The sequence below is a fragment of the Pseudoalteromonas sp. 1181_04 genome (assembly GCF_052850545.1).
The window spans coordinates 45,302-71,971 of sequence record NZ_VXCS01000004.1 but is presented as its reverse complement, the minus strand read 5'-3'; the positions used below and the strand labels follow the sequence as shown (position 1 = coordinate 71,971).

The following is a 26,670-nucleotide window of genomic DNA, read 5'->3' as shown; positions in this document are numbered from 1 at the left end:
TAATCTTTCGATTAACCCAGGCTGATTTGAACATCAACACCAGCAGCAAGATCTAAACGCATAAGTGCGTCAACAGTCTTGTCAGTTGGTTCTACGATGTCGATCAGACGTTTATGGGTGCGGATCTCGTACTGATCACGCGCATCTTTATTAACGTGCGGTGATGTAAGTACAGTAAAACGTTCAAAGCGTGTAGGTAGTGGAATTGGACCACGTACTTGTGCGCCAGTGCGTTTCGCAGTTTCCACGATTTCCGCCGTTGATTGGTCAATCAAACGGTGGTCAAAAGCTTTTAGGCGAATACGAATGCGTTGATTTGACATTCTTAAACCTCAATATAAAGAGCATTTAAAAGAGCATAAAAAAACGACCGAAACAATCTTAAAAACATAAGATGCCGGTTGTTGATTTATATCTACGTTGAGTTCCAAATCGGAACTCCTGTTTTATTAGCTTGAAATCCAAGCTTAATGTTCCTTCCAAGTTCCCGGGGGAATTTTGAAAGCCTGCGTATTATAGTGATATTGGTGATAAATGCAACAACTATTTCAAACTACCAGAATGAGGATTATTTATACTGTAAAAAAGGGTTGTCACTATGTCGTCATTACTGGGAATTTACTATAGTTAGGAAGCCATGCAATCGGACTTGGCACTAATGATAATGGTCAGTCCAGTTTTTAATTGTTATTATTCATCCTTATTTTGCTTTTATCTCTTAATCCTTAACCTTGGTGAGTTGATGCGTATTTTTAATTATTGCTTGAATTTTGTGTCTATGGTGATGAATCGCCTATTTGTGAAAAGCAAAGTACTGCCCGAGAACCCAATTGAACAATACGGTCTTAATCCCGCCTACCCTACTTTTTATATAGTTAAACTTAATGCTCGCTCAGATTTAGCGGCTCTTGACCGAGTTTGTAAAAAGTACAATCTGCCCAGACCAACTGAACAACAGCTGTTGGGTAATGCAGAGTTATACCGCTTTATTGGCCTACAAAATCCACCACCACTGTTTGGCAGCCAAGCGAAGCCAACTGACGCGCTAAACCAGGGTAAACAAATAATTGCTCAACTATTTACCAGTGGCGAAAAAAACGTGCAAGTCATTCCGGTCACTATTTTATGGGGTCGTAATCCAGGTAAAGAAAAACCAGGTTTAGGTACGCTGGTTTCGCACTCACTTACACCTAGCTGGTTTCGTAAGTTTTTTGTATTACTGTTTTCAGGGCGTGATAACTTTATACGCTTTAGTCAACCGTTGGATTTATCGTTATTAGTAAATGAAAAAGCCGATGTTGATGAGTTACCTCATAAATTACTTCGCGTCGCTAGGGTGCATTTTCGGCGTCAAAAATTGGCGGCAACGGGCCCTAAAATGCCCTCACGCGAGCAACTATTTAATTCATTGTTAGCATCACCGACTATAAAAAAAGCAATTAACGATGAAGCAAAAAGCAAAAAAATCAGCCATGAGCAAGCACGGCAAAATGCGTTAAAGCTATTAGATGAGATTGCTGCTAACTACAGTGATGCCACCATACGTGTTGCAGATCGTGTATTAACCTGGCTATGGAACAAGCTCTATAACGGCATTGATATAAAATACACCGAACAAATCCATGATCTAACCAATAAAGGTCATGAAATTATTTATATGCCGTGTCATCGCAGCCACATGGATTACTTATTACTTACCTACTCGATTTATCATCTTGGTTTAGTACCACCACATATTGCTGCTGGTATTAACTTAAACTTCTTCCCAGCAGGCGGCATATTCCGCCGCAGTGGCGCATTTTTTATCCGCCGCTCATTTGCTGGCAACAAGCTTTACTCTGCTGTATTTAAAGAGTATTTAAGTCAGTTGTTTATCAAAGGTTACTCAGTTAAGTTTTATACTGAGGGCGGACGTAGCCGTACCGGGCGTTTACTACCACCAAAAACAGGTATGTTGGCAATGACACTGCAAGCTATGTTACGTGGTATTGATCGCCCTATTTCGATTGTGCCGGTGTACATTGGTTATGAACACGTCATGGAAATAAATACTTATCTGAAAGAACTCGCAGGTGATGATAAAAAAGGCGAGTCGATTTTCGGTATTTTCAAAGCCATTAAAAATCTCAAAAACTATGGCCGCGGCTATTTGAATTTTGGCGATCCGATTTCGGTTAATCAATATTTAAATGAGCATCAACCTGATTGGCGTGAATCTATTCACCCAACTGATGTTCAAAAACCACAATGGCTTGGTCCGCAAGTGGCGACTTTAGCGGATAAAGTGATGGTTAATATTAATAGTGCCGCCGCGCTCAACGCAGTTAATTTACTGGCAATGATCTTACTGGTAAATGATAAGCAAGCATTGAGCAAGCCTAAATTGTTAGCACAACTAGACTTTTACTTACATTTACAACGTAGCGCTAGTTACAGTGAAAAAATCACCACCCCAGATGAAACTTCATCACAGTTACTCGAACATGCTTTAAAGTTGAATAAATTTGACGTTATAAGCGATGAGTTTGGCGAGATTATCGCGATTAACGATAAAGAGAAAATCCTCTTTAACTACTACCGTAATAATATTCTACATGTGTTTGCCGTACCAAGCTTACTGGCACTGCATATATTTAAAAGCCATAAAACGACAATATCGCAGTGCCAAAAATTGGTTAACTGTTTTTACCCGATGTTTGCTAAAGAATGGTTTTTACACGAACTTGATGAAAATTATATCACCCGCATACTGGCCAGCTTTGTAGATCAAGATTTAATAGAAATTGATGGTGATAACATAAAAATCACCAACAGTAATGATTGCTTAGCCAAGCTAGAAATTCTAGGTCGTGCGCTTAGCTTAACCCTGCAACGCTACGCCATTGTGATTGGCTTTATTCAAACCAGTAAAGAAATTGAACGCGCAGAGCTTGAACGCGAAAGCCAAGTATTAGCGCAGCGCTTAGGTACTTTGCATGGTATTAAGACCCCTGAGTTTTTTGACAAAAAAGTATTGGTAGGTTTTATTAGCAACTTGCGCGAACAAAGTTTAATTAGCGAAACCGAGAATGGCTTACAGGGCAGTACTGAACTTTGTGAAGTGTATATTCATCTTAAAGCCTTGCTGCCAGCGCGAGTCTGGCAGTCAATTAGTGATATTGTGCAAGGACAATGTAAGCAAAAATAACTGCAAGCGGCATATCAACGCTGACGCATTACACCTTCTTGGATCGTTGAGGCAACTAAATTGCCTTGACGGTCAAAGAACTGACCACGTACCAACCCCCGCCCTGAGCTCGCACTTGGGCTATCAATGGTATATAAAATCCAATCATCCATTCGAAACGGACGATGAAACCACATCGCATGGTCAATTGTTGCTACTTGCATGTTTGGCTGCATAAACGAGACACCATGGGGCTGTAGAGCCGTTGGTAAAAACTCAAAGTCAGACGCATACGCCAATAAATAGTTATGAATACGTTGATCATCTGGCATCTCGCCATTGGCTTTGAACCAAATATGTTTAACCGGCTCCATTACCTCTGGCTTAAATGGGTTATGAAAGGTGACCGGACGCATTTCAATCGGCATTTCGCGAATAAACTTATTGCGGATCACCTCAGGTATATGAGATGCGTGCTCTTGATAAAACTCCAGTGATGAGCGCAGCTCCTCAGGAGCAGGTACATCCGGCATAGTAGCTTGATGCGACAAGCCTTCTTCAGCACCTTGAAATGATGCCGTCATATAAAAAATAGGTTTCCCATATTGAATAGCACTAACTCGGCGAGTACTAAAGCTCTTACCATCACGGATCGTTTCAACATCGTACACAATTGGCTTTGCAGCATCACCAGGGCGTAAAAAATAAGAATGCAGTGAATGAACAATACGGCCTTCCGGTAAGGTTTCTTTAGCTGCAGACAGTGCCTGGCCCATGACTTGACCACCAAATACCGCACGAAAACCCAAATCTTGGCTTTGCCCTCGATACAAGCCCTGCTCTATTTCTTCTAACGTTAATAACGACAATAAATCATCTAAAACTTGGCTCATAGTTGCTCCTCAATCCCATTTAGATTTTAATGATACTATAGACAAGTATGATGTAAATATTTCAAGGATCCTAGTTATGGCGTATTGGTTATTTAAAACTGAACCCGATGCATTTTCAATCGACGATTTAAAAAGCGCCCCTGCACAAACCACTGCATGGGAAGGTGTGCGCAACTACCAAGCCCGTAATTTTATGCGCGATGGCGTAAAGCTCGGCGATTTAGTAATGATTTACCATTCTAGCTGTAAACACGTCGGCGTTGCAGGTATCGCAATAGTGACTGCTGAAGCCTACCCAGATCCTTGCCAGTTTGATTTAAGCAGTGATTATTACGATCCTAAATCAACCAGTGATAAACCGAGATGGGTTGTGGTTGATGTGACCTATCAGCAGCATTTAAATAAATTAGTCAGCTTAAAAGCGATTAAAGAAAACGACACCATCACCGAAATCGCTCTAAAAAAAGGCGGTCGATTATCGGTAATGCCAGTGACTAAAGCGGATTGGCAAGCAATTATAAAAATGGCAGAGTAACAACAATAGATTGTTGCTAATACATCACGTTTCCTTCTTTTTCCAAATTTGCTAAAATAGACGGCTTGTTTTAGTTAGGGGGTTAGATGAAATTACTGTATTGGTTAGATGAGTGGTTAACTCTACCTCAAGATGAACAGCAAACCAGATTACCTATCTCTGGAGGCGATTTACTTGGCGATGTTTTTGTTAAGTATCACTTTATTGATATAAATAAGCCTTTATTGTTCACCTTTTCTCCTGCAGGTACTAATTACCAAGAGCATGATCTCAATGATGATTTTAGCCCTTGGGGATTTCAACTAGCGCAAAAACAACATGTGAATGTTATTTCTTTTCAGCACTTAGGAATAAGTAATTGGTTTAGACACCGTAATTTACTGTTTTTCCTCGAGCAACTCGCTCCCTTGCTAACACCCTTTACCCAGAGATTAGGCTACGGCTTAAGCCGAGGTGGCTTTGCTGTGGGTGCATTTGCTAATTTACTAAAGCTAGATAAGGTACTGTTATTTCACCCTGTTAGCACCAAAAATAAAGCACTTGCTCCTTGGGATGACCGCTCAAGTACCGATATAGCACAACAATTCGATTGGGAGCAAGATTACCACGATCTCGATTTAGGCAATGCTAAAGGCTATATAATTTACGACCCGACCAATCGTATTGACCGTGGCCATGCTAAGCGCTATTCGCAACTAACCCACTTACGCGTGTTTGGTATGGGTCACAGTACCCATGCCACCTACCTAAATAAATTTGGCTTCTATAAACAAGTGGCCGTCGACTTTATTAGCCATCAACAAGTCGATATTGCGCAATTTCGCCTACAAACCAAAACCCTGCGCTTTAAAGAAGACTATTATAGAAGGCTCAACAAGGCGAATGCTAAATCGGCACACCGCCAAGTATTATTAAGCAAAGCGCACAACATACTAATTGATGAAAAAGCAGCGCATGTGCAAGAGCATCAAGCAAAAATTGATATTCAACCATTGATTGATGTCGCGCTAAAGCACCAAGATGAACACCCTAAGGATGCCATTCAGCTGCTGGAAGTTGCTCAGCAACTTGCCCCTGATGATCCTTTAGTGGAGCACAAACTAAAACAGTTAAAATAAAAAACCGTGCTTGTTTAATCAAGCACGGTTGGCAAATTTATATGTAAACTGACAACTCAATTTTAACCTTTCTTTTTCTTGGTAGTTTTCTTTTTATGCCCGTGCTTGGGCACTATCGCAAAGTACATTATCAGTGCGAGCCAGGAGAAAAGGATAATGCCTATTAACCAGCCATTTTTTTCATGACCTTGCGTGCGCTTACTGTTAAGCACAATTACCACTGGTAAAATATAAGCACTCAAAAGTAGAATTAAAAACGCCACTTCATTCATTACTTAGCAAGCCCCTGCCAATCGACTTCGCTGCTTAAAACACGATCAACCGCAATGTAATGTAAAATATCACCACTGTTAACCGGATAATCCAGTGGTGGATTTAAATCCATATTTTGCGCACTCAGGTTGTGAGCAACACCAAGTAAAATAGCATCATGGTCGTGTTTAAAATGATGAAATAATTTACCAAATTCCATTACCGCTAAATCAGCAGGAATAGCTAAACTAAACTGGGTATCACCATGCAAAGTAGATAATAATTCCTCTTGTACACGACTTGAGCCGGGGTCTTGCATTGAACGTACTAGAATTTCGGCTGACTTAGCCGTTGAACATTCCACGTTGTAACAATGTTCTAGTAGCATTTCGACTTTACTCTCATCGTTAAAGTGCGCACTAATATGGCAGTCATCTTTCACTAATTTACTAATGCGCAGGGCGGTGGTAAAAGTTTCGTCGTCGTCTTGCCCGTCAATAATAATTTTATCTGCCAGTTTAATTGCGACCCTTTCCAGCTCGCTTAAATCTGTAAAACTAGTTAAGCGCACAAAATCAACATGGGCATTAGCTAAAAACGGATGCTCCATTGACTCTGTGACCGCAAGCAAAATTCGTCGATCCAAACGCTTTTGGTCAGCGAGAATATAATCAATCATTTTTTTAGTACGAATTTGATGCCAGCCAAAAATAATAATGTGATTGTGAAAATGTGCAAAACTTTTATCACCCGTCATAGCGCGCCTAATTAAATAAGTAACTGTTTGCCCTGTTTTACCTAACAGAACACCAAATAAAGCTAAACCAAATGGAATTTGCAGTATCGCCACAATCCATCTACCCAGATCTGTAGTTGCACTAAAATCACCATATCCTACCGTTGAGGTAGTAACGATATAGTAATAAACAAAGGTGCTAACGGGCCTTAGTGCGGCTTCTCCTGCGAAGATTAACAACAACCAGATCAAGACCATATGTAATAATGTAGCAATAGCGACAGCTTGCCAACTAACCTGATCAATATGGTTTCTGACTAGTAAAAATAATCGTTTAAATATAAAAGGCATGCCCACACTTGGTTATTCAGCTATCAATTATCGGTAAGTTACTGTAATGCTGAAATGAAGGCAATGTTTGAAATACCTTTCTTGAGCAAGATTATTTTCTAGACTGCTTTTTTAAAGTAGAACAGTGTAAGCTATACTTGAATTATTAATTATAAAGTCGAGCGTGTTATGTCAGGTGTATTAGCTTCTGTTGATCAACGAACTCAACTTGTTGGTGAAAATCGCTTAGAGTTATTATTGTTTTATTTGCACAGTCGTCACTTGTTTGCTCTTAATGTCTTTAAAGTTAAAGAAGTAGTGAAACTGCCGCATCTTAGTATCATTCCACATGCCCATCCTAAAATATCAGGCGTGGCCAATATTCGTGGTGAATCAATCCCTGTTATTGATTTACGCCAAGCGATTTGCATGTCTGCGGCTAAGAATACTGAAGATAGTAACTTAGTGATCACTGAATACAATCGTACAGTACAAGGGTTTTTAATTGGTAAGGTTGATCAAATCGTTAATATGACATGGTCAGATATAATGCCACCGCCTTCCTCTATCGGTAAAAATCATTATCTAACTGCGCTCACTAAAATTCAACGTGATGGCCAAGAGCAGTTAGTAGAGATCATTGATGTAGAAAAAGTACTAGCTGAGATTATTGAGTACGAAGTGCAAATCTCTGATGAGGTACTTGACCAAAGTATCGTAAACGAATTTGTTGGCCGAAAAATACTCCATGCTGACGACTCACCTACAGCACGAAAACAAGTGAGCGATACATTAACGCAGTTGGGTATTGAGATTATCCCAGCCAGTAATGGTCTTGAAGCACTCAATATGCTTAAAGCCTGGGCTGATAAAGGCATGGACGTAGAAAAAGAATTACTGATGGTGATCACCGATGCAGAAATGCCAGCAATGGATGGTTATCGCTTAACGCACGAGATCCGTAACGATAACCGCTTAAAAAATCTGCATGTGGTACTTAACACATCCCTCAGTGGCAGCTTTAACCAAGCCATGGTCGAGAAAGTGGGTTGCAATGCGTTTTTATCTAAATTTCAACCAGACTTACTCGTAGAAGAAGTACAAACACGTTTAAAAGCGGTCCTCGCACCACAGAAATAGCACTGTATCTAAGCGTGGCTTATGCCACGCTAGTGCTTGAATTAACGTTTGTTATAATGACGAAGAAATACGCGATTTAATACCACGACTACAACACTATTTGCCAATTAAACGCTTTCGTGATTAATTGGCAATATGTAGCAATAATCAAAACACACAATCATTATGCTAAATCATGTTGCCAAACCGTTCACTAAATTAGTGGAACGTTACCTACCCGATCCATTTATTTTTGTTATTTTACTCACACTACTTACCTTTATAATTGCGTGTGTAGTGACACCTTCAAACCCACAACAAGTGCTGAGCGCGTGGGGCAGTGGTTTTTGGAACTTACTAAGTTTTGCCATGCAGATGCTGTTGGTATTACTCACCGGATATATGCTGGCAAGTACACCGATGATGAGCCGACTGCTCACGCAATTAGCAAAACTTGCCAATACTGCGCCAAAAGCTATTTTATTAGTGACTTTTGTATCATTACTCGCCAGCTGGATTAACTGGGGATTTGGCTTAGTTATTGGCGCTTTATTTGCCAAAGCCATTGCCCGCCACACACTCGTTGATTATCGCTTACTGGTTGCCAGTGCCTATTCTGGCTTTATTGTTTGGCATGGTGGCTTAGCAGGTTCAATTCCATTAACCATTGCTACTCCAGGGCATTTTGCTGAGCAAAGTATGGGCGTGATAAACACCAGCGCCACCTTGTTCTCAGGTTTTAATATCGCCATTGTGGTGGGCTTATTTATTATTATGCCGCTAGTTAATCGCTATATGTTACCCAGCGCCGAAGACAGTATCTATGTAGATAAAAACCTATTAGCAGAACCTACACCTAAGGCCAATAATGTTACCCGCCCTGCCGATAAAATTGAGCACAGCAAATTATTAGGACTGGGCATTGGAGTGCTTGGGCTAGTTTATTTAGCTAATTATTTTGTGTTTAGTGGCGGCTCACTTAATTTAAACAGTGTGATTGCACTGTTTTTATTTTCTGCGATTTTACTGCATCAAACGCCGTACAATTTACTTAATAGCTTGCAGCAAGCAGTCCCCAGCGGAGCAGGGATTATTATCCAGTTCCCATTTTATGCAGGGATCATGGCAATCATGGTACAAACGGGTTTGGCGCAGCAGATATCACAAGGATTTATCGCCATCGCCAGTGCACAATCATTGCCATTTTGGAGCTTTTTAAGCGCGGGATTAGTCAATATATTTGTGCCATCTGGCGGTGGACAATGGGCGGTACAAGCACCGATAGTGATACCCGCAGCACAAGCTCTGGGTGCAGATATGCCGCGCGTCGCGATGGCAGTAGCGTGGGGGGATGCGTGGACTAATCTTATTCAGCCATTCTGGGCTTTACCGGTATTGGCAATTGCCGGCCTAAAAGCCAAAGACATTATGGGCTTTTGTTTAGTGCAGCTAATTATAACCGGCGTGTTTATATCATTGATGTTGAGTTTTTATCCGTAACGCTTGCTGCAAAAATACAGCGTGAGTAACACCTCACGCTATTTAAATTTGTTAACTCGATAGAATTTTCATTGGCAGGCTTAAAATTGCGTTTTCAGAATCAGCAAAATGCATCATCACAGCCACATGGCCTGCAACTACCAAAGCGTACATCACAGCCGAAAAACCTTGCCCGTATTTATCTAGTGGCAGTAAATGCGAATAGTGGCGGCCGCGCCATTCAAAGGCGATTTCCAGTGCACCGATAAATAAGAAAAACACTAATAGCATTAAACCAAAGGTGTAGCTTAGCCATAAGCCAAATAACACGCCTAAAATACAAATACTTAAACCAACCCATGAACGCATTGAGAAGCTAATACTTTTTAATACATGCCCGCCATCAAGCGGTAAAATAGGCAGCAAGTTAAATAAATTCAATAATGCGCTGAGTACTGCGACCCCGGCAAATATTTCCATCTCGGTGGCATAATAAAGCACCACACCAAGTACGGAGGTGATCAAACCAAATGCAGGCCCCATTAAAGAAATCACCACATCTTGCCAGCGGGTGGTAATTTTATCGTCGCTTACGGCAAGCCCGCCAACAAATGGGATTAAATAGATACCCTTGGTTTTAATACCAAAATATTGCATTGCTCTGACATGGCCGTACTCGTGGATCACCAAACAAGCAATTAGCATAAGCGCAAACTCAAACGTAAATAACCAAGCATAACCAGCCACTGAGGCGCCCGCTAATACTACCTTGACGACTTTCGCACTTTTAAAAATCTTAAAACCGAGCGCAAATAATCCAAGCAGCCCCTGCTTAGGTTTAGTTTTTTCAATAGGCGGTAATGTCAGTTGTTTTACAAATTCATTATCAATATGTAGCGCTATACTATGCTCAATGACCGTACTGGTGTCTAAACCAATCACTTGATTATTTAGCTTAAATTCAAAATAGTTAACACGTGGATTATCAAATCCGATTGCCTGTTGTTGCTGAAAAATTTTTACAATTTGTTGCCCCGCGAGCACTAAACTAAATTGTTGATCAGCAAGGGTCAGCTGTATTTGCATGATGTCACTTCAAATCTTAAAAATTATATCGTTAGTATACCCATTTTTTTAGCTAGATTATGGAATATATTTGCAACTATAAAGCTGACACCTTCGCTATTCTCGACTACTTTTAATTAACGAGTAAATTTTATTTCAGGGAAGAAAATGACAAAGCTAGCACGCAGCATTTTGGTCGTTGATGATTCAAAAGCTATTTTAGTAGTGATGCAGGCTATCTTAAATGAGCTTGATGTGCCCAATGTAACAACCTGTTTAGATGCGCAAGATGCCCTCAATAAAGTAAAAGCGCATCCATATGCTTTTGATGCCGTATTTACTGATCTGAATATGCCGAACATGGATGGCATGGAGCTTATTCGTCACCTTGGCGAGTTACATTACCCTGGGGCAATTGTCATTATTTCTGAAATGAATTCAAAAATCATTGATTTAGCGGCTGATTTAGCGCGTAAAAACAACGTACATTTAATTGGTAATATCGCCAAACCAGTACAACTCAACCAAGTTTATACACTGCTACAAAAACTAGAGTATTTAGCTTGTCATACTGAAAAGCCCACAGAACCAATTTCTGAAACGCAATTACTGCATGCGATAAGCCATAATGAGATAACGCCGTTTTATCAACCAAAAATAAACCGTACTAATAATAAAGTTGAAAGCGTAGAAGTATTAGCCAGAATTGTGACCGCAGCACAAGGTGCTATATTTTTACCTGAACGGTTTATTTGTGTTGCTGAAGATTTAGATTTAATTAATCTGATCACGTTTCAGTTGTTTGAAAAGGCAACAGGCGATTTCTCAGAAATAAAAACTCGTTTAGGCTACAAACTTAAACTGGCTTTTAATTTGTCCCCCTGCCAGCTAGAAGATTTAAGCTGCCCGGATAAGCTGGCTTTAATTTTACATCTTAATCAACTGACCCCAAGTGAGATTATTTTAGAGATCACAGAACAGCATGCTTTATCCAGTTCTGCACAGCTAGAAACTCTAAACCGTTTACGAATGCGCGGTTTTGGCATTTCTCTTGATGATTTTGGCACCGGCTTTACCAATGTACAGCAATTAAAAACATTGCCTTTTACTGAGGTGAAAATAGATCGTACCTTGATCAGTAATATTGAAAGTGATTTATTTTCTCAAGTCATTGTTAGTAGCTTAGTAAATATAGCCATTCAAGATGACTTAACAATTGTCGCTGAAGGCATTGAGCGCGTTGAAGAGCTTGAATACTTAGATCGTTTTAAAGAGCACATCTTAATGCAGGGCTTTTTGATCAGTCGCCCAAAAGGCAAAACTGAATTTATTCGTTGGGCGCAATCATGGCTACATATGGTTTCATTAAATAGTCATAGCCGACGTTAATTTTTTCGTTTCGCCATGGTATTCTCAGCACTTAACAATTTATTGCTACTTTCCAAGCGCTGACGCCAGCGTTGCTTAGCAACTGCCTGCATATTAGCTGATTGATCATGCTCATCGACTATTTCAAAGCCCATTAACGCTTCGATCATATCTTCGAGTGTCACAATCCCCTGCACATCACCATATTCATCTATCACTAAACAAATATGAGTACGCTCAGCTAGCAAAGTATGCAATAAAGTAGGTACGTATAAAGTCTCTGGCACAGTATAAATAGGTTTTATCAACTTACTGATTTTATAGTTTTCACCCAACCTATGATACGCCAGCATAATATCGTTTTTATGCACAAAACCGATAATATCATCACCATTTTTATCATATACCAACACCCGAGAAAACGACGCTGAACCATGCTCAGCCAAATATTGATTTACGGTTAAATCTTTATGTACTTTAAACAAAACGGTACGCGGGGTAATTAACGCATCTAATTTGGCGTGACGAAAATGCAATAAACTACGGATGATTTCAGACTCTTCCTGATGTAAGGCACCTGATTGCGATCCCATATCAGCCATGGCTTCAATTTCTTGGCGAATATAGTACTCTTCGTTGTAATTACGACCCAACATACCGGTGAGTTTTTCAGCAAGCCACACAAAAGGTTTGAGTGCGATAACTAAATACTGTAATGCTTTGGTCACCATAGGAGCAAGCGTTCGCCAATGCTTTGCGCCCAGAGTTTTTGGAATGATTTCCGACAACACTAATACTAACAAAGTCATTATCGCCGAAGCAATTCCCACCGCCGCATCAGAAAAAACTACGGCAGCTTGTGCCCCTACACCGGCAGCTCCAGCAGTATGGGCAACCGTATTTAAGGTTAAAATAGCAGCTAAAGGCTGATCAACATTGGTTTTCAAGTGCTCGAAACGCTTGGCTAGTTTAGGCTTTTTTTTACGTAATACTGCAACATAGCTAGGCGTTATACTCAATAATACGGCTTCCATAATCGAACATAAAAAAGAAATCGTAATCGCCGCTACCATGTAAACGATTAATAATGTCACTGTTACCTCTACGCTACTCAATTGCTCAACACCTTACCAAGTGTCAGCCCTAACCTCAAACCTTATACTGCTGAGCAATGGAATCCATCGCAGAGCACTTTTTGACATCACAACCACATGCTATATTAAATTAAATTCCCTACATCAGGCTCAATAATGAATTTTAGCTCACTATGGCGCGGAAAAACACCTCGCCTAACAACCACACTCGCGGTGTTAACTTTAAGCACGTTAAGTAGCGCTCTAGTGGCTGCACCATTAGATAAAGCAGATATTAAGTTTATTGGCCCAATTGCAGCCGACATGCAGCTAAAGCCATACCAAACTGAGCATCAAGATGCGATTATTAACGCCCTATTACCTAGCATTCAACAACCAACAACAAGCATTACGGTATTTGGCGAAAAATTAAAATGGCAAACCTTAGATAAAGTAAATGCATTAACCCTCGGCGGTCTACAAGCATTAAAGTTTACCACTCATGCTGAGCGCTTTAGCCAAGGCACATTGACACTTAAAGGTATCGAAAAAGCGCAGTTGTTTATCAATGGTGAAAAACAAACAGCCACAAAAGAAAGCTATGAACTGGCATTACCGCAAGGCGATCACCAAATAGTGATTATTGCTGAACAAGTTGCTAATTGGCACGATGTTGACGTTGATTTCGAGCCTAAAGCAGCAATTGATCGATTAACTTTTAGCAATAAAGAGCAACATGGTTTATCTGCCAAGCAACTGTTTGATGCCACAACGGTCAGTTCACTATCTTTAGCACCTGATGCCAAACACTATTTAGTGGCAAAACGCCATTATCAAGATAGCACGGGTAATCAAGCAAATGTGATCACTGAGCTAAAAAATGATGATAATCAAATAGTTTACCGTTTTGAGTCGGGTCAACCGAGTAACATTATTTGGAGCCCTGATAACAATTATTTAGTCTATCTATTAGATGGAAAATTAAAGCAATTAAACCGCAAAACCCTTAATCTTAAAGTGATTGCCAACAACCTAGAGGGCGCGGGTGACTTTGCTTATTACGATAACAACAGCTTAATCTTCAGCTGGTCCAAATCACCAGCAGCTGATAACAGCCTAACTAAACACTACCAAGGTTTACAAGATCGCTGGTCATATGCCCGCACAACCTCACAAGCTTACTTATTAGATATAAGTACAGGCCTGAGTAAAGCATTGAGCCAAGGACCACTTAGTCACAGTATTGAAGATTTTAATAGCAAACGTGGTACGGTATTACTGAGTCGTGGTGTGCAAGTAATGCAAGCGTCGACTCACCCCACCACAGAGTTAGTGGAACTGAATATTGCCAATGCGAGCAACACAGTTATTGGTCAGTTTACTACGTTTAATCAAGCTAAATACACAGGTGATGACATTTATGTCACTGCGGGTCCTGATTTTAAAGATGGTTTAGGCAGAAACCTACCTGAGAATATGCTTGCCAACAACTATGATGGACAGCTTTACCTATTAACTGATCATGGTAAAAATGCAGCACCATTAAGTCGTGAATTTGATCCTGCCATTGGTCAACTTGAAGTACTCGCTAATGGCGATGCCCTCGTTAAAGTCACTGAGCAAGATACGATTGCTTTATACCTGTACGATAAAAGTAAACAACGCTTTAGCAAACTCAAAACAGGTTTTGATGTAGTTGAACAATTCAGTTATTCAAACAACCGCAGCCCAGCTATTTTAGTTAGCGGCTCTAATGCATCATCTCCACAGCAATTAAAACAGTTAAGTATTAATAAAAACACCGCAACCACATTGTGGGATTCTAAACCACAAGCGTATGCAAATACCGATATAGCCAGCTTAGATGAATTTAACTTCATCAATACCGCAGGTGTTGAAATTAAAGGTCGTGTTTACTTTCCAAGCAATCTTGATAAGAACAAACACTACCCAGCATTAGTATATTACTATGGCGGTACATCACCGGTTACTCGTGGTTTTACTGGGCGTTATCCTTTCAATTTATGGGCAGAGCATGGCTATGTGGTTTATGTAGTGCAACCGACCGGTGCAACTGGATTTGGCCAACAGTTCTCTGCTAAGCATGTGAATGCGTGGGGTCAATATACTGCTGACGATATTATGCAAGGTACCCAAGCACTATTAAAACAGTATCCATTTATTGATAAAAATCGTTTAGGTAATTTAGGCGCATCATACGGTGGCTTTATGACTATGTTACTGACCACTAAAACAGACATGTTTAGTGCCTCAATCGCACACGCGGGGATTTCTAATATTACCTCGTATTGGGGTCACGGTTGGTGGGGCTATTTATATTCTGGCGAAGCCTCTAAAAACAGCTATCCTTGGAATAATAGTGAACTATACAGCCAACATAGCCCGGTTTTCCATGCAGACAAAGTAACCACACCGCTACTGCTATTACATGGTGATGCTGATACCAATGTACCTGTAGGCGAAAGTCACACTATGTATACTGCGCTGAAACTACTAGGCAAAGATGTTGACCTTATTGAATATAAAGGGGCGGACCATCAAATTTTTGCTCGCGATCAACGCTTTGATTGGTGGAATACTATGCTTGCCTACTTCGATAAGCATTTAAAAGAGCAACCACAGTGGTGGCAGTACTTATACCCTGAAAAGTAGCTTTTATTCTGTTCAACAGGTAAACCTAGTATGTTTACCTGTTGATAATAATTAAATAATCACCTAAATAGTGCATAAATACTAAAAATCGCCCTTCTCACCTTTTACGAATGAGTGATAACATAGAGGCATCATTAAAGGTAATTAAGATACTATGACTATTCATGTTTTATTGGTTGAAGATGACGAACTATTAGTTAAACGCATAATCAATCATTTTGCAGAGACTGAATTTTGCATTGAGAATGATGCAACTGGCGCTGATGCCTTAGCTATAGTGCAATCTCGCGCTAATAATTATGATGCCATATCATTAGCAATTATTGACATAGTATTACCTAAACGTGATGGCTTACATTTAGCAAAAGAACTCAACACCCTCACAGACATTGGTGTGATCATGCTTTCAAGCCGAGATTCTCAAGCCGATCGTATTGCCGGACTTGCTCAAGGCGCTGATGACTATATTTGTAAACCTGTTGATTTATTAGAGCTTGAACTGCGTATAAGAGCACTTTATAAGCGCTTAAAAAGCAATAATAACAGTAGCGATGAAAGCGAAGAATTTATTGAATATGCTGACTTCAAACTGCATCCAGACAACCGCACTTTAATCACTGCTAATGGCATTGAATCTAGGCTCACTGAAGCGGAACATAAAGTGTTAATTTGTTTGATCTCAAACGCAGGAAAAGCCACGTCTCGTGAAAAAATATCAGAAGAAATTGGCCAGCCAGATTGGAGTCCAAATGACAGAACTGTTGATGTTTTAATTGGTCGCTTACGTAAAAAACTGAGCGATGAAAAAGACCAAAAACGCATCGTTACGGTACGCGGTAAAGGCTACATGCTGTCAATTTAATGCAATCTAACCACTAATACTGGGTTAATTGTGATAACAAACGTTCAAATGCACGATAATTGAGTGCCTCTTTTAGTTCATCTAAACTAATATTATCTTGCCCTTTTAGATCACTAATAGTTCGCGCTACTTTGATCACTCGATGATAAGAGCGTGGCGATAATGATAGCTTTTCACTGGCTTTAGCTAAAAACTGTAACTCTGGCGCTGCAAGCGCGCAATACACACTCATTTCTTTATTATTAAGTCGCGCATTGACTTTACCTTGGCGACGCAATTGCAGATTATATGCCGCCTCCACCCGCGTGCGCACAGTCGCACTACTTTGTTCTTCTTGAGTGCTTTGCAATTGCGCACTGTTTAAACGTGGTAGCTCTATTTGTAAATCAATACGGTCAATAAATGGTCCTGACACTCGCGATAAATAACGCATAACTTGATCCGGAGTCGCGCGCTTATCATTATGGCAACCCGTAGGACTTGGATTAAGAGCCGCAATTAATTGAAACTGTGCAGGAAACTCCATTTGCCTTGCCGCTCTTGAAATCGTTACAGTGCCTGTCTCCATTGGCTCGCGTAATGAGTCAAGCACCTTACGTTCAAACTCAGGTAGTTCGTCAAGAAATAATACGCCATTATGTGCCAGTGAAATCTCCCCTGGTTTTGGGTTTGAAGAGCCTCCGACTAGCGCCACAGCGGAGCATGTGTGATGAGGATTACGAAATGGTCGCTTGCGCCAGTTAGTTAGATCGACACTTTGGCCAATAATTGAATACAACGCTGCGGTGGAAAGTGCCTCATCATCAGACATGCCCGGCATAATAGTCGGCATACGTTGCGCGAGCATTGACTTCCCCGTACCAGGTGGCCCCAAAAAAAGTAAATTATGGCCACCCGCCGCAGCAATTTCTAACACCCTTTTCGCGCCCGGCTGGCCTTTTACATCACTTAAATCAATTAAGAACTCAACACCGCTATGTTGCTGTTCTGGGTAGCTAATATTAAGAGGTAAAGGCTGCTGATTGAGTAAATCACTCCATACTTCTTGGATAGAAGAGACCGCTTTGCGCTCAACGCCATTTACTAAACTCGCTAAACTGTCATTTACTAAAGGTAAAAAACAACAACGCCCTTGTGCTTTAGCTGCTAAAACTGATGGGAGTATTGCATTCACGCCACGCACTTCGCCATTCAGTGCCAGCTCACCATAAAATTCATAGCGTTCAATATCAGTGCAAACAATTTGCTCTGAAGCGATGAGAATACCAACCGCAATCGCTAAATCAAAACGCCCCCCCTCTTTGGGTAAATCAGCAGGTGCTAAATTGACTGTAATGCGTTGGTCTGGAAAACCAAATTTAGAGTTTTCTAATGCGCTGCGTACACGATCTTTGGCTTCTTTTACTGAGGCTTCGGGCAAACCTACAATATGAAATGCTGGTAAACCATTACCTAGATGCACCTCAACGATCACTTCAGGTGCTTGAATACCCACTTGGGCACGAGAATAAATTCGAGCTAATGACATCCTTTGTCCCTGTAACGTTCTGTTCTTTACAGTCTAGTCAGGATATTTAAAAATATGTAGTGTTAGTTGCCATTTCATTGCTGCAAGGCGTAACAGCAAGGTGGTTAACATCGCTAACACCATCGCTATCTCTGTCTCAATGTTCAATACAATTGCTTGGGTATAAACAATACCACCAGCAATACAAGTAATTGCATATAGCTCACCTTTTAATAGCATAGGAATATTGCCTGCCAACACATCTCGCGTTACCCCGCCAAAGCAACCGGTGATCACCCCCATAATAATTGCGGTTGTAGCTGGCATCCCCGCGAGCAATGCTTTTTGCGCCCCCATTACAGCAAAGAACGCTAAACCAAACGCATCTGCAACTTGTAAATGATATAAAGGAATTGATTTTTGCTTATTGATCAATCGCGTGGTAACAAAGACAGACGCAAATATCGCGATAAAATAACTTTGGTCGTGTAACCAAAATACCGGAACATCTAAAATCAAATCTCGAATTGTGCCACCACCTATCGCGGTGACCGTCGCCAGTACCACGACTCCAAAGCCATCCATTTTTTTATCATAGGCAATTAAAGTGCCTGACATGGCAAATACGGCGATGCCAATTAAATCAAACCAATGATAAAGTTCAGTCATATATCCAAGCCATCCCAAGATGCGAATCGAAGTTAAAATAAACAGTGCTTAACGACGCCGTTTTAGCACAATAAATCCAAAGTTATAAGTGAACTTTAGATTTATTGCTATTTCTATTAATTCAGTAACTGCTGCGCTGTTTGCAACTGCTTATAACGTACGACCAATGTAACGCCACGCAGTAGCATAAAGCAGGTCATTGCTAACCAAAGCGCATGATTTTGCCAAGCATTAAACACCCAAAACACGCCAAAGAATCCAACTAATGCTGAAATTAGCATAGTATTTCGCATATCTTGAGCTCTGGTTAGGCCAACAAAAATACCATCAAACAAAAAGCAACTCATTGCCGCTAATGGCATAAAAATCAACCATGGTAAGTATTCATAGGCGGCTTTGATCACTTCAGGAATATCTGTTAATAAGGTAATAATTTGCGAACCAAACAATGCAAAAAACACGCTATAACAAAAAGCAAATAGCATTCCCCAAAATACGCTTATTTTTACCCATAAGTTTATACGTCGTACGCTATGTTGACCTTTTGCTTGGCCAACTTTTGCTTCACTTGCATAGGCAATACCATCAAGAGCAAAGCTCACTAGCATTAAAAAGTTCAGTAATACAGCATTTACCGCAAGCGTTACCTCGCCAATGCGTGCACCATAGAAGGTCATAAAGCTAAAACACAGTTGTAAAATTAAGGAGCGAATAAAAATATCACGGTTAATACTTAATAACGCCCACATTTTATCTCGGCTAAACCACCCACCTAAAAATAGCGGCACAGTCATTTTTTTCGCTAACCTAAAAACCAAGAATAACGCAAATAATAGCGCGGTATAATCGGCAATCAACGATGCCCAAGCAGCTCCGGCGACTTGCCAATCTAAGTACACAACAAAATAAATATCTAAAACAATGTTGGTGATATTAGTAACTAGTAATAAATAAAAAGGCCCTTTACCGTAATGAATCCCTAACATCCAAGCTAATAATACCAAGTTACATAATGCCGCTGGTGCACTAAAAATACGAATTTCAAAATAACTATAAGCTTGTGCGAGCACCTGCGCACTGGAACCAGAAAGGTAAGCTATGGCATTTTTAATAAGTGGCGATAAAGCAATTAAAGAAAATGCCACGATAAGCGCTAATACTAAACTGCGCTTTAATAATCCGGCTAATTGAGGATAATCTTTCTTGCCATAAGCTTGCGCAACCAGCCCTGTGGTACTCATGCGTAAAAAGCCCGCCAACCAAAATAGCAATGAAATTACCGTGGCGCCCAAGGCAATTCCGGCAAGAAAATGAGCACTACCAAGATGCCCTATTACTGCAGTATCAACTATTCCTAACAGTGGCACGGTTATATTTGATAATATCATTGGACCAGCTAACAACAGCAAGCTTTTATGGTGTGCTTTATGACGATTAAGAAATTTTTTCACAGTCTGCTATCGATCCTCTTTTGTCTATCTTTACCTGCTCACAGCGCAGTTATTTTACAATATCACCATGTCAGTGAGACCCTGCCAGCAGTCACCAGTGTCAGTGCAGAAACCTTCACTGAGCATTTAAACTATCTAAAACAGCATGACTTTAACGTAGTGCCACTGAATGAATTACTATCTGCTTTACAACAAGGCCAAAGTTTACCAGATAAAACCGTCGCTATTACCTTTGATGATGGTTACAACAATAATTATGAACAAGCAGCGCCGATATTAGAAAAGTTTGCTTACCCCTATACTATTTTCGTTAATCCAAAATTAATTGATGAAGGTAAAGGCTATGTAATGGGCTGGGATAAACTCAGAGAACTTGCCAAAAAAGGTGCTCTGATCAGCAATCACAGCGCACAACATGATTACCTACATCGTAAATTAGCCGATGAAACAACCCAACAATGGCAGGCGCGTATTAAGCAAGATATTTTGTCATCACAACAACGGATCAAAGAAGAAATTGGCCATGACTATAAATACTTAGCATATCCATATGGCGAGTTTAATAACCAATTACAAAGTTTAGTGAAAGAGTTGGGCTTTATTGGTATTGGCCAACACTCTGGTGCCATCAACAAAGACTCTGATTTTAGCCGTTTACCACGCTTTCCGGCTTCTGGGTTTTATAGCAAGCTTGATACGCTAGTGACCAAACTAAACTCTCGCGCATTTTCAATCCAAGAGCTTACTTATATTGATAGCGTGACCAGCCAAAATCCACCTCAGATCAGCATTAAATTTAATATGGGAGACTTTCATAAAAGTCAGCTAGCTTGTTATGTATCGGGCATCGGTCAGGCAAAACTAAACTGGTCAGCAGCTGATACTGTGACCATAAATTCACCGAAAAATTTAGCTCAAGGGCGATCACGATTTAACTGCACAGCACCATCAATTGCTCATAAAAATAGCTATTATTGGTTTTCACAACCGTGGGTAATTGTGCAGTAAAAATATAATCCCTTGACAATTATCAACCTGAGCCCGGGATAATCAGCTCAAGTTTATAAGATGACTACTTTTTCATTGCTTGGTTTAGTAGATGCTGCGTCACTTTATCAAGCGAGACCACCGCTAAAGCTGCTCCGATCTCTACAGCGGCTTTAGGCATGCCCCATACCACTGACGATAGTTCATCTTGCGCTACGGTATAAGCACCATGCTGTTTTAGCGCCAGTAAACCTTGCGCGCCATCGCTCCCCATACCCGTTAATAAAGCTGCGATGGTATTTTTAGGGCACACTTTAACCAGCGAGTTAAACAATACATCAACCGCAGGACGATGACGGTTAACCGGCTCGCTCTCATCAAGCTGACAATATAAGCTGCCTCCTTGCTGTATAACGCTTAAGTGTTGACCACCCGGGGCGATAAACGCCCAGCCAGCTTTTAACTTATCGCCTTGCTGCGCCTCTTTGACATTAATAGTACATGTCCTATCCATGCGCAAAGCAAATGAACTGCTAAACACAGGTGGAATATGCTGCGTGATAACGATCGGAGGGCAGTTTTCTGGCATTCTTATTAGCACCTCTTTAATCGCCTCTGTTCCTCCTGTTGAAGCTCCAATCGCCAAAACCTTATTGATACTAAACTGTGCATTACTTAACGTTTCGATAGGTTGTACTTGGCTTAATTTAAAAGGCCGTACTCGTGCCGCCGCTGCCGTACGGACCTTTTGTTGCACTAATTTAGCATACTGGCTTAATTGCTCAGATACATTGACTGTCGGCTTAGCTATAAAATCAACTGCCCCTAATTCCAGCGCCTCCAAAGTCATCGGTGAACCTTTTTGGGTGAGCGTTGATATCATTACCACAGGCATAGGCCGTAGACGCATTAGGTTTTTCAAAAAACTAATACCATCCATTTTCGGCATTTCAATATCTAAAGTCAGCACATCGGGATTAAGCTGTTTAATCATTTCTCGTGCTTGATAAGGGTCTTCTGCACACCCTACGACCTGAATATCATCAGCCTGGTGTAGTACCTCCGTCAATACTCGTCGAATCAATGGCGAGTCATCAATCACTAACACCTTGACCATTTTTTACCCCTTAAAATAACTCAATATCGGTTTTAGAATCTTGTTCTTCAATATCGTGTAAATAACGGACTTCGCGTTTTTCAATCACATCAGTGTGCATGTCGCGCAATTTTTTAACCTGTGCTTTGCCTGTTTGAGGGTTAAAATTGACCTTACGCGGCCAAGGCCCCCCCACATCATGAGACACTAATTCTAGCCCTTCTTCTTGCACATAAGAGTAAGCAAAGCGAATATTACCAAGGCCAATATCTGTCATCGAGCGAATAATTTTACCGCCGCCAAACAGTTTTATTTTTAGATTTTGCCTAGAGGCGCCATTTTTAAGTACTTCATTAATTAAAAACTCCATCGCCCAGTTACCATAACGACAATTTAAGTTATGCGCACTAGTTGGCTCTGCGCCTTTTTCAATCGGTAACATAAAGTGATTCATGCCACCCACACCAAGCTTGTCATCATAAATGCAAGCTGCAATACATGAACCTAGCACAGTGGAAATCATCTCATCGTTTTTTGACACGTAAAATTCACCGGGCAATACTTTAGCAATAACTTGCCGCTGACCTGAGTCCCAAAACCGCTTAATATGCTCAAAGCCATGTAATACTGGCTTAAAATGACTATCCATAAATCACCTTCTGATACATAGTTTTACCTAAGTTTTTAAACTCACTATGCTCCTTTCCCATGGTTTCAGAATGACCTAATAATAGGTATCCATGATCAGCTAAAATATGACAATAACGGTGGAATAGCTGATCTTTTGTTTCTTTATCAAAATAAATCACCACATTACGACAAAAGATCACATCAAAAGGCCCTTTCATTGGCCAGTCTTGTAATAAATTCAACCGCTTAAAATGAATTTTTTGCTGTAATTCAGGTTTAACTTTGAATAACTCACCATCTTTAGTTTTTAAAAACCAGCGCTGTAATTGATGTTGTTCAAGTCCATTCACATTAGCCGCAGTGTAGGTACCTGATTGTGCTTTAGCTAATACGTTTGAATCCAAATCAGTGGCTAAAATTTTCACATCCCAATCGGCTGGAAATAACCCATGTAAGGTCATAGCTAAAGAATAGGGTTCTTCCCCAGTTGAACAACCTGCAGACCATATCCGAACTCGCCGAGTACTTTTATTTGTCACTAATAACTTTGGTATTACATGGGATTGCAAATAATCAAAATGATGTGATTCACGAAAAAAAGAAGTCAGATTAGTTGTTATTGCATTGATAAAATCACTAAATTCTTGCTCTTTATGTGCCTCTAAATAAGCTAAATACTGTTTAAAATTTGTCAGCTGCAATGTTCTGAGCCGACGAGCAAGACGTGAATAGACCATTTCTCGTTTATGATCACCTAATACAATGCCACACGCGTCATAAACTATTGCAGCTATTTGCTTGAAATCATGGTCGGTTAGTAAAAACTCTTTCATTACAATTACTCGCAATAGGCGTGACTGAGCTGCGATTGAATATTAACAAAATTGCTAAAAGTTAAGACTCTGGATTTTTCAAAGTACAGAGGCTTAACTAGTAATCCGATTGCAAAAAACGTTAAAATTCCTCCCATTCATCAGCTGAATTAGCAAAGTTATTACCTCGCGCTTTACTACGGATATTATTACTACGTGGTGGCGCGGTAGTAGGAGTTACTGATGCAGTATTAATTACAGCGTCTTGCTGACTTATAGTAAAAAAGTTCAGTAACCGGGTCATATCATTCGCTTGCTCTGACATTGACTCGCTGGCCGCGGATGCTTGCTCAACTAAGGCCGCATTTTGCTGGGTCATTTCATCCATTTGCGAAATAGCTTTGTTGACTTGCTCAATACCTGAACTTTGCTCTTCGGATGCTGCTGCAATATCAGATATCATTTCAGTTACTTTTTGTACTGCAATAACAATTTCTTTTAAAGTGGCTCCTGATTCATTAACTAATAAAGTGCCATCTTCAACTTTACCAACGCTATCTCTGATCAACTCTTTAATTTCTTTTGCAGCCCCCGCGGAACGCTGCGCTAGATTACGCACTTCGCCGGCAACGACAGCAAAGCCACGCCCTTGTTCACCAGCTCTAGCAGCTTCAACAGCGGCATTAAGAGCTAATAAATTAGTTTGAAAGGCAATCTCGTCAATCACGCTAATAATATCGGCAATTTTTTTACTCGACTCATTAATTGCCGACATGCTGATCACCGCGCGATTAACAACTTCGCCCCCTTGCTGCGCTTTGTCGCGCGTTTCTTCTGCTAATTCATTAACCACTTTTGCATTATCAGCATTTTGACGTACTGTACTGGTCATTTCCTCCATGCTAGATGCTGTTTCTTCAAGCGATGAGGCCTGCTCTTCTGTACGCTGGCTTAGATCAGCGTTGCCTTGAGATATTTCCTCTGCCCCACTTGCCACTAAGGTTGCCGAGGTATTAATACGATTAATGACTTCCGTTAATTTATCAGCCGTGGTATTGGCATCACGCTTGAGTTTTTCAAACGACCCCTGATACTCTTGCTCTATCCGTTTTGATAAATCACCATTGGCCATCGCATCAAGCATATTAGCAGTACCGGTGACAGCATCATCAACAATACCAATTAAACCATTTAGACCTTTAGCTAAACGTAAAAAGAAACCGCCCTTACCTTGCTCTGTAACACGAGCGTCTAGATTACCTTTGCGTGCAGAGCTGACTAAGTCAGCAATTTCTTTTTCTATTGCGACTTCGGCTGTTCGATCTTCCCACTCCACCACAGTGCCGATTCGTTCATTTTCTGAGTTAAAAATAGGGTTAGCAACTAAACCAAAAGTGCGCCCGCCAACCAGTATCTCTGCACTGTAAGTATCGGTTAGCTTGCTTAACAGATTGCGTTGATGCGCTGGATTTTTATGAAATACATCAATGTTTTGCCCTAATAACTGGCTACTATCAAAATTAGGTAAATCGCGACGTAAATCTTGCTCAGCGTTGCGCATCATATTTTGCACTGCTTCATTCATATAAATAATATCGTTTTTAGTATTTGCAATCATGGTATTTGTTGCAACTCGATCCAGGGCTTGACGCACCCTAAGATTTTCTTCAGCAGCACGTTTTTCAGCAGTCGCTTTTTTAATACTTTCGGTTAAATCTTGCCACTCAATTATAGTTCCTAATCGTTTACCTTCTTTATTAAACCAAGGGGTCGCAATAATATTAAAAATTAACGATGCAATTTCTAGTTTTGATTCAATAGAGTCGGTCAAGTTTGTATACAACTGAGCCTGCTGTGCTGTATTTTCAAAAAATGCCGTAATACTTGAGCCCACTATACTATTGACGGAAAAATCACCTAGTACACTCTGCAGCTCACCTTGTCTGGCTTGGAGCATTTGTTTTAGTTGATTATTAGCAAACACTATCTGTAAATCATTGTCTGCCATCATCACACTCGCCTGGCAGATCGTTAATGCGCTCGATAGATCAGCATCCCTTTTTGATTCTTTTTCTAATTCTTTTTGAGCTGTGATGTCTGTCGCATATTTAACCACCTTATAAGGTTTGCCACTGAGATCAAATATTGGATTATAAGATGCTTGGATCCATACTTCACTGCCATCTTTAGCAATACGTAAATACTCACCGGAGTCAAATTCACCACGGCCTAATTTTTGCCAAAACAGTTGGTATTGCTCACTTTTAGCAACCTCAGGCTCAATAAATATACGATGATGCCGTCCGACTATTTCCTCTAACTGATAACCAAATGTCTGCAAAAAGTTGTCATTCGCGGTCAACACGCTGCCATCTAAATCAAACTCAATCACCGCTTGAGATTTACTAATAGCAGCAATTTGCTCCGCAGCTTCAACAGCGACCATCTTTTGCGCCGAAATATCACTGGCAAATTTCACAACTTTTATAACATTTCCATGCTCATCCTTAACGGGGTTATAAGTTGCTTGGATCCACACTTCTTTGCCACTTTTACTGATCCGCTTAAACTCATCAGCAATAAACTCTCCGCCTTTCAAGCTTTGCCAAAAGCTTTTATATTCACTGCTCTGAGCTTCTTTTTTAGATACAAATATTGAATGATGCTGGCCCTGAATTTCTTCTAAGGGGTAACCCATTACATCTAAAAAGTTATTATTCGCCGTAATAATTATGCCGCTAGGCTCAAACTCAATCACCGCAAGTGACTTATTTAATGCCGTAACGATTAAATCATTATTTGATTTTTTAGAATTACTAAACCACCCCATGCCCATCACCTTCTTGTTG

General features: G+C 40.5%; 22 protein-coding genes. 9 read left to right on the top strand and 13 right to left on the bottom strand.

Translation table 11 applies throughout. From position 1 onward, the window contains the following. Positions 1–11: 11 nt before the first annotated feature. Positions 12–323 (bottom strand): 30S ribosomal protein S10, encoded by a 312-nt coding sequence (rpsJ, locus tag FW757_RS04300; protein ID WP_002957900.1) that lies wholly within the window; start codon positions 321–323, stop codon positions 12–14. A 419-nt stretch (positions 324–742) separates the two neighbouring features. Between rpsJ and plsB the strand changes: the two genes are divergently transcribed. Further along, positions 743–3,187 (top strand): glycerol-3-phosphate 1-O-acyltransferase PlsB, encoded by a 2,445-nt coding sequence (gene plsB / locus FW757_RS04295; RefSeq protein ID WP_446440896.1) that lies wholly within the window; start codon positions 743–745, stop codon positions 3,185–3,187. Positions 3,188–3,201: 14 nt separating this feature from the next. On the opposite strand, the gene tesB is transcribed toward plsB, so the two are convergent. Further along, positions 3,202–4,059 (bottom strand): acyl-CoA thioesterase II, encoded by an 858-nt coding sequence (tesB, locus tag FW757_RS04290; protein ID WP_182760127.1) that lies wholly within the window; start codon positions 4,057–4,059, stop codon positions 3,202–3,204. Between the two features lie 76 nt (positions 4,060–4,135). Here tesB and FW757_RS04285 point away from each other — a divergent pair, with 76 nt between their 5' ends. Together FW757_RS04285 and FW757_RS04280 are read left to right on the top strand one after the other, a co-directional pair. Next, a complete protein-coding gene (locus tag FW757_RS04285; RefSeq protein WP_446440895.1) occupies positions 4,136–4,594 on the top strand; it encodes an EVE domain-containing protein in 459 nt (152 codons plus the stop codon). Between the two features lie 86 nt (positions 4,595–4,680). Next, a complete protein-coding gene (locus FW757_RS04280; RefSeq protein ID WP_149980444.1) occupies positions 4,681–5,712 on the top strand; it encodes a cytosolic protein in 1,032 nt (343 codons plus the stop codon). 62 nt (positions 5,713–5,774) lie between these two features. On the opposite strand, the gene FW757_RS04275 is transcribed toward FW757_RS04280, so the two are convergent. Together FW757_RS04275 and FW757_RS04270 are read right to left on the bottom strand one after the other, a co-directional pair. Further along, positions 5,775–5,984: a hypothetical protein gene (locus FW757_RS04275; RefSeq protein ID WP_149980443.1), complete on the bottom strand. Its 210-nt coding sequence runs from the start codon at positions 5,982–5,984 to the stop codon at positions 5,775–5,777. Beyond that, positions 5,984–7,051, bottom strand: a complete 1,068-nt coding sequence (locus FW757_RS04270) for a potassium channel protein (RefSeq protein ID WP_182718559.1) — start codon at positions 7,049–7,051, stop codon at positions 5,984–5,986. Before FW757_RS04270 ends, FW757_RS04275 begins: the two co-directional genes overlap by 1 nt. 168 nt (positions 7,052–7,219) lie before the next feature. Between FW757_RS04270 and FW757_RS04265 the strand changes: the two genes are divergently transcribed. Together FW757_RS04265 and FW757_RS04260 are read left to right on the top strand one after the other, a co-directional pair. Next, positions 7,220–8,170, top strand: coding sequence for a chemotaxis protein CheV (locus FW757_RS04265; RefSeq protein WP_149980441.1), 951 nt, complete (start codon positions 7,220–7,222; stop codon positions 8,168–8,170). 165 nt (positions 8,171–8,335) lie between these two features. After that, a complete protein-coding gene (locus FW757_RS04260) occupies positions 8,336–9,649 on the top strand; it encodes a short-chain fatty acid transporter (protein WP_182767859.1) in 1,314 nt (437 codons plus the stop codon). 51 nt (positions 9,650–9,700) lie between these two features. On the opposite strand, the gene FW757_RS04255 is transcribed toward FW757_RS04260, so the two are convergent. Beyond that, a complete protein-coding gene (locus FW757_RS04255) occupies positions 9,701–10,717 on the bottom strand; it encodes a metalloprotease (RefSeq protein WP_182718563.1) in 1,017 nt (338 codons plus the stop codon). Between the two features lie 144 nt (positions 10,718–10,861). Here FW757_RS04255 and FW757_RS04250 point away from each other — a divergent pair, with 144 nt between their 5' ends. Then, positions 10,862–12,082: an EAL domain-containing response regulator gene (locus FW757_RS04250; RefSeq protein WP_149980438.1), complete on the top strand. Its 1,221-nt coding sequence runs from the start codon at positions 10,862–10,864 to the stop codon at positions 12,080–12,082. Here the strand turns inward: FW757_RS04250 and FW757_RS04245 are convergent. After that, on the bottom strand, positions 12,079–13,155 hold the full coding sequence (locus FW757_RS04245) for a CNNM domain-containing protein (RefSeq protein ID WP_182718562.1): 1,077 nt from the start codon (positions 13,153–13,155) through the stop codon (positions 12,079–12,081). The genes FW757_RS04250 and FW757_RS04245 overlap by 4 nt on opposite strands. Before the next feature lie 156 nt (positions 13,156–13,311). Between FW757_RS04245 and FW757_RS04240 the strand changes: the two genes are divergently transcribed. Together FW757_RS04240 and FW757_RS04235 are read left to right on the top strand one after the other, a co-directional pair. After that, complete coding sequence (locus tag FW757_RS04240) at positions 13,312–15,807, top strand: alpha/beta hydrolase family protein (protein ID WP_182718557.1); 2,496 nt, start codon at positions 13,312–13,314, stop codon at positions 15,805–15,807. A 154-nt stretch (positions 15,808–15,961) separates the two neighbouring features. Then, positions 15,962–16,669: a response regulator transcription factor gene (locus FW757_RS04235; protein WP_149980436.1), complete on the top strand. Its 708-nt coding sequence runs from the start codon at positions 15,962–15,964 to the stop codon at positions 16,667–16,669. 13 nt (positions 16,670–16,682) lie between these two features. Here the strand turns inward: FW757_RS04235 and FW757_RS04230 are convergent, their stop codons facing one another. From FW757_RS04230 to dinF, 3 genes are all read right to left on the bottom strand, one after another. Then, positions 16,683–18,197 (bottom strand): YifB family Mg chelatase-like AAA ATPase, encoded by a 1,515-nt coding sequence (locus FW757_RS04230; protein ID WP_182718556.1) that lies wholly within the window; start codon positions 18,195–18,197, stop codon positions 16,683–16,685. Between the two features lie 33 nt (positions 18,198–18,230). Next, positions 18,231–18,845, bottom strand: coding sequence for a trimeric intracellular cation channel family protein (locus FW757_RS04225; protein WP_145237840.1), 615 nt, complete (start codon positions 18,843–18,845; stop codon positions 18,231–18,233). Between the two features lie 116 nt (positions 18,846–18,961). Beyond that, the gene (dinF, locus tag FW757_RS04220) at positions 18,962–20,296 is read right to left on the bottom strand and encodes an MATE family efflux transporter DinF (RefSeq protein WP_182739920.1); all 1,335 of its coding nucleotides are present in this window, start codon (positions 20,294–20,296) and stop codon (positions 18,962–18,964) included. Here dinF and FW757_RS04215 point away from each other — a divergent pair. Further along, on the top strand, positions 20,273–21,304 hold the full coding sequence (locus FW757_RS04215) for a polysaccharide deacetylase family protein (protein WP_404687737.1): 1,032 nt from the start codon (positions 20,273–20,275) through the stop codon (positions 21,302–21,304). The two genes, dinF and FW757_RS04215, sit on opposite strands and share 24 nt — an antisense overlap. 64 nt (positions 21,305–21,368) lie before the next feature. On the opposite strand, the gene FW757_RS04210 is transcribed toward FW757_RS04215, so the two are convergent. From FW757_RS04210 to FW757_RS04195, 4 genes are all read right to left on the bottom strand, one after another. Then, a complete protein-coding gene (locus FW757_RS04210; protein WP_182739922.1) occupies positions 21,369–22,400 on the bottom strand; it encodes a protein-glutamate methylesterase/protein-glutamine glutaminase in 1,032 nt (343 codons plus the stop codon). A 10-nt stretch (positions 22,401–22,410) separates the two neighbouring features. Then, complete coding sequence (gene cheD, locus FW757_RS04205) at positions 22,411–23,028, bottom strand: chemoreceptor glutamine deamidase CheD (protein WP_182718552.1); 618 nt, start codon at positions 23,026–23,028, stop codon at positions 22,411–22,413. Continuing rightward, positions 23,021–23,842 carry a CheR family methyltransferase gene (locus FW757_RS04200; RefSeq protein WP_182718551.1) on the bottom strand — a complete coding sequence of 274 codons (822 nt, stop codon included), beginning with the start codon at positions 23,840–23,842 and terminating at the stop codon, positions 23,021–23,023. The genes cheD and FW757_RS04200 overlap by 8 nt, the downstream gene beginning before the upstream one ends. 121 nt (positions 23,843–23,963) lie before the next feature. Further along, positions 23,964–26,651: a methyl-accepting chemotaxis protein gene (locus tag FW757_RS04195; protein WP_182718550.1), complete on the bottom strand. Its 2,688-nt coding sequence runs from the start codon at positions 26,649–26,651 to the stop codon at positions 23,964–23,966. Positions 26,652–26,670 lie beyond the last annotated feature (19 nt).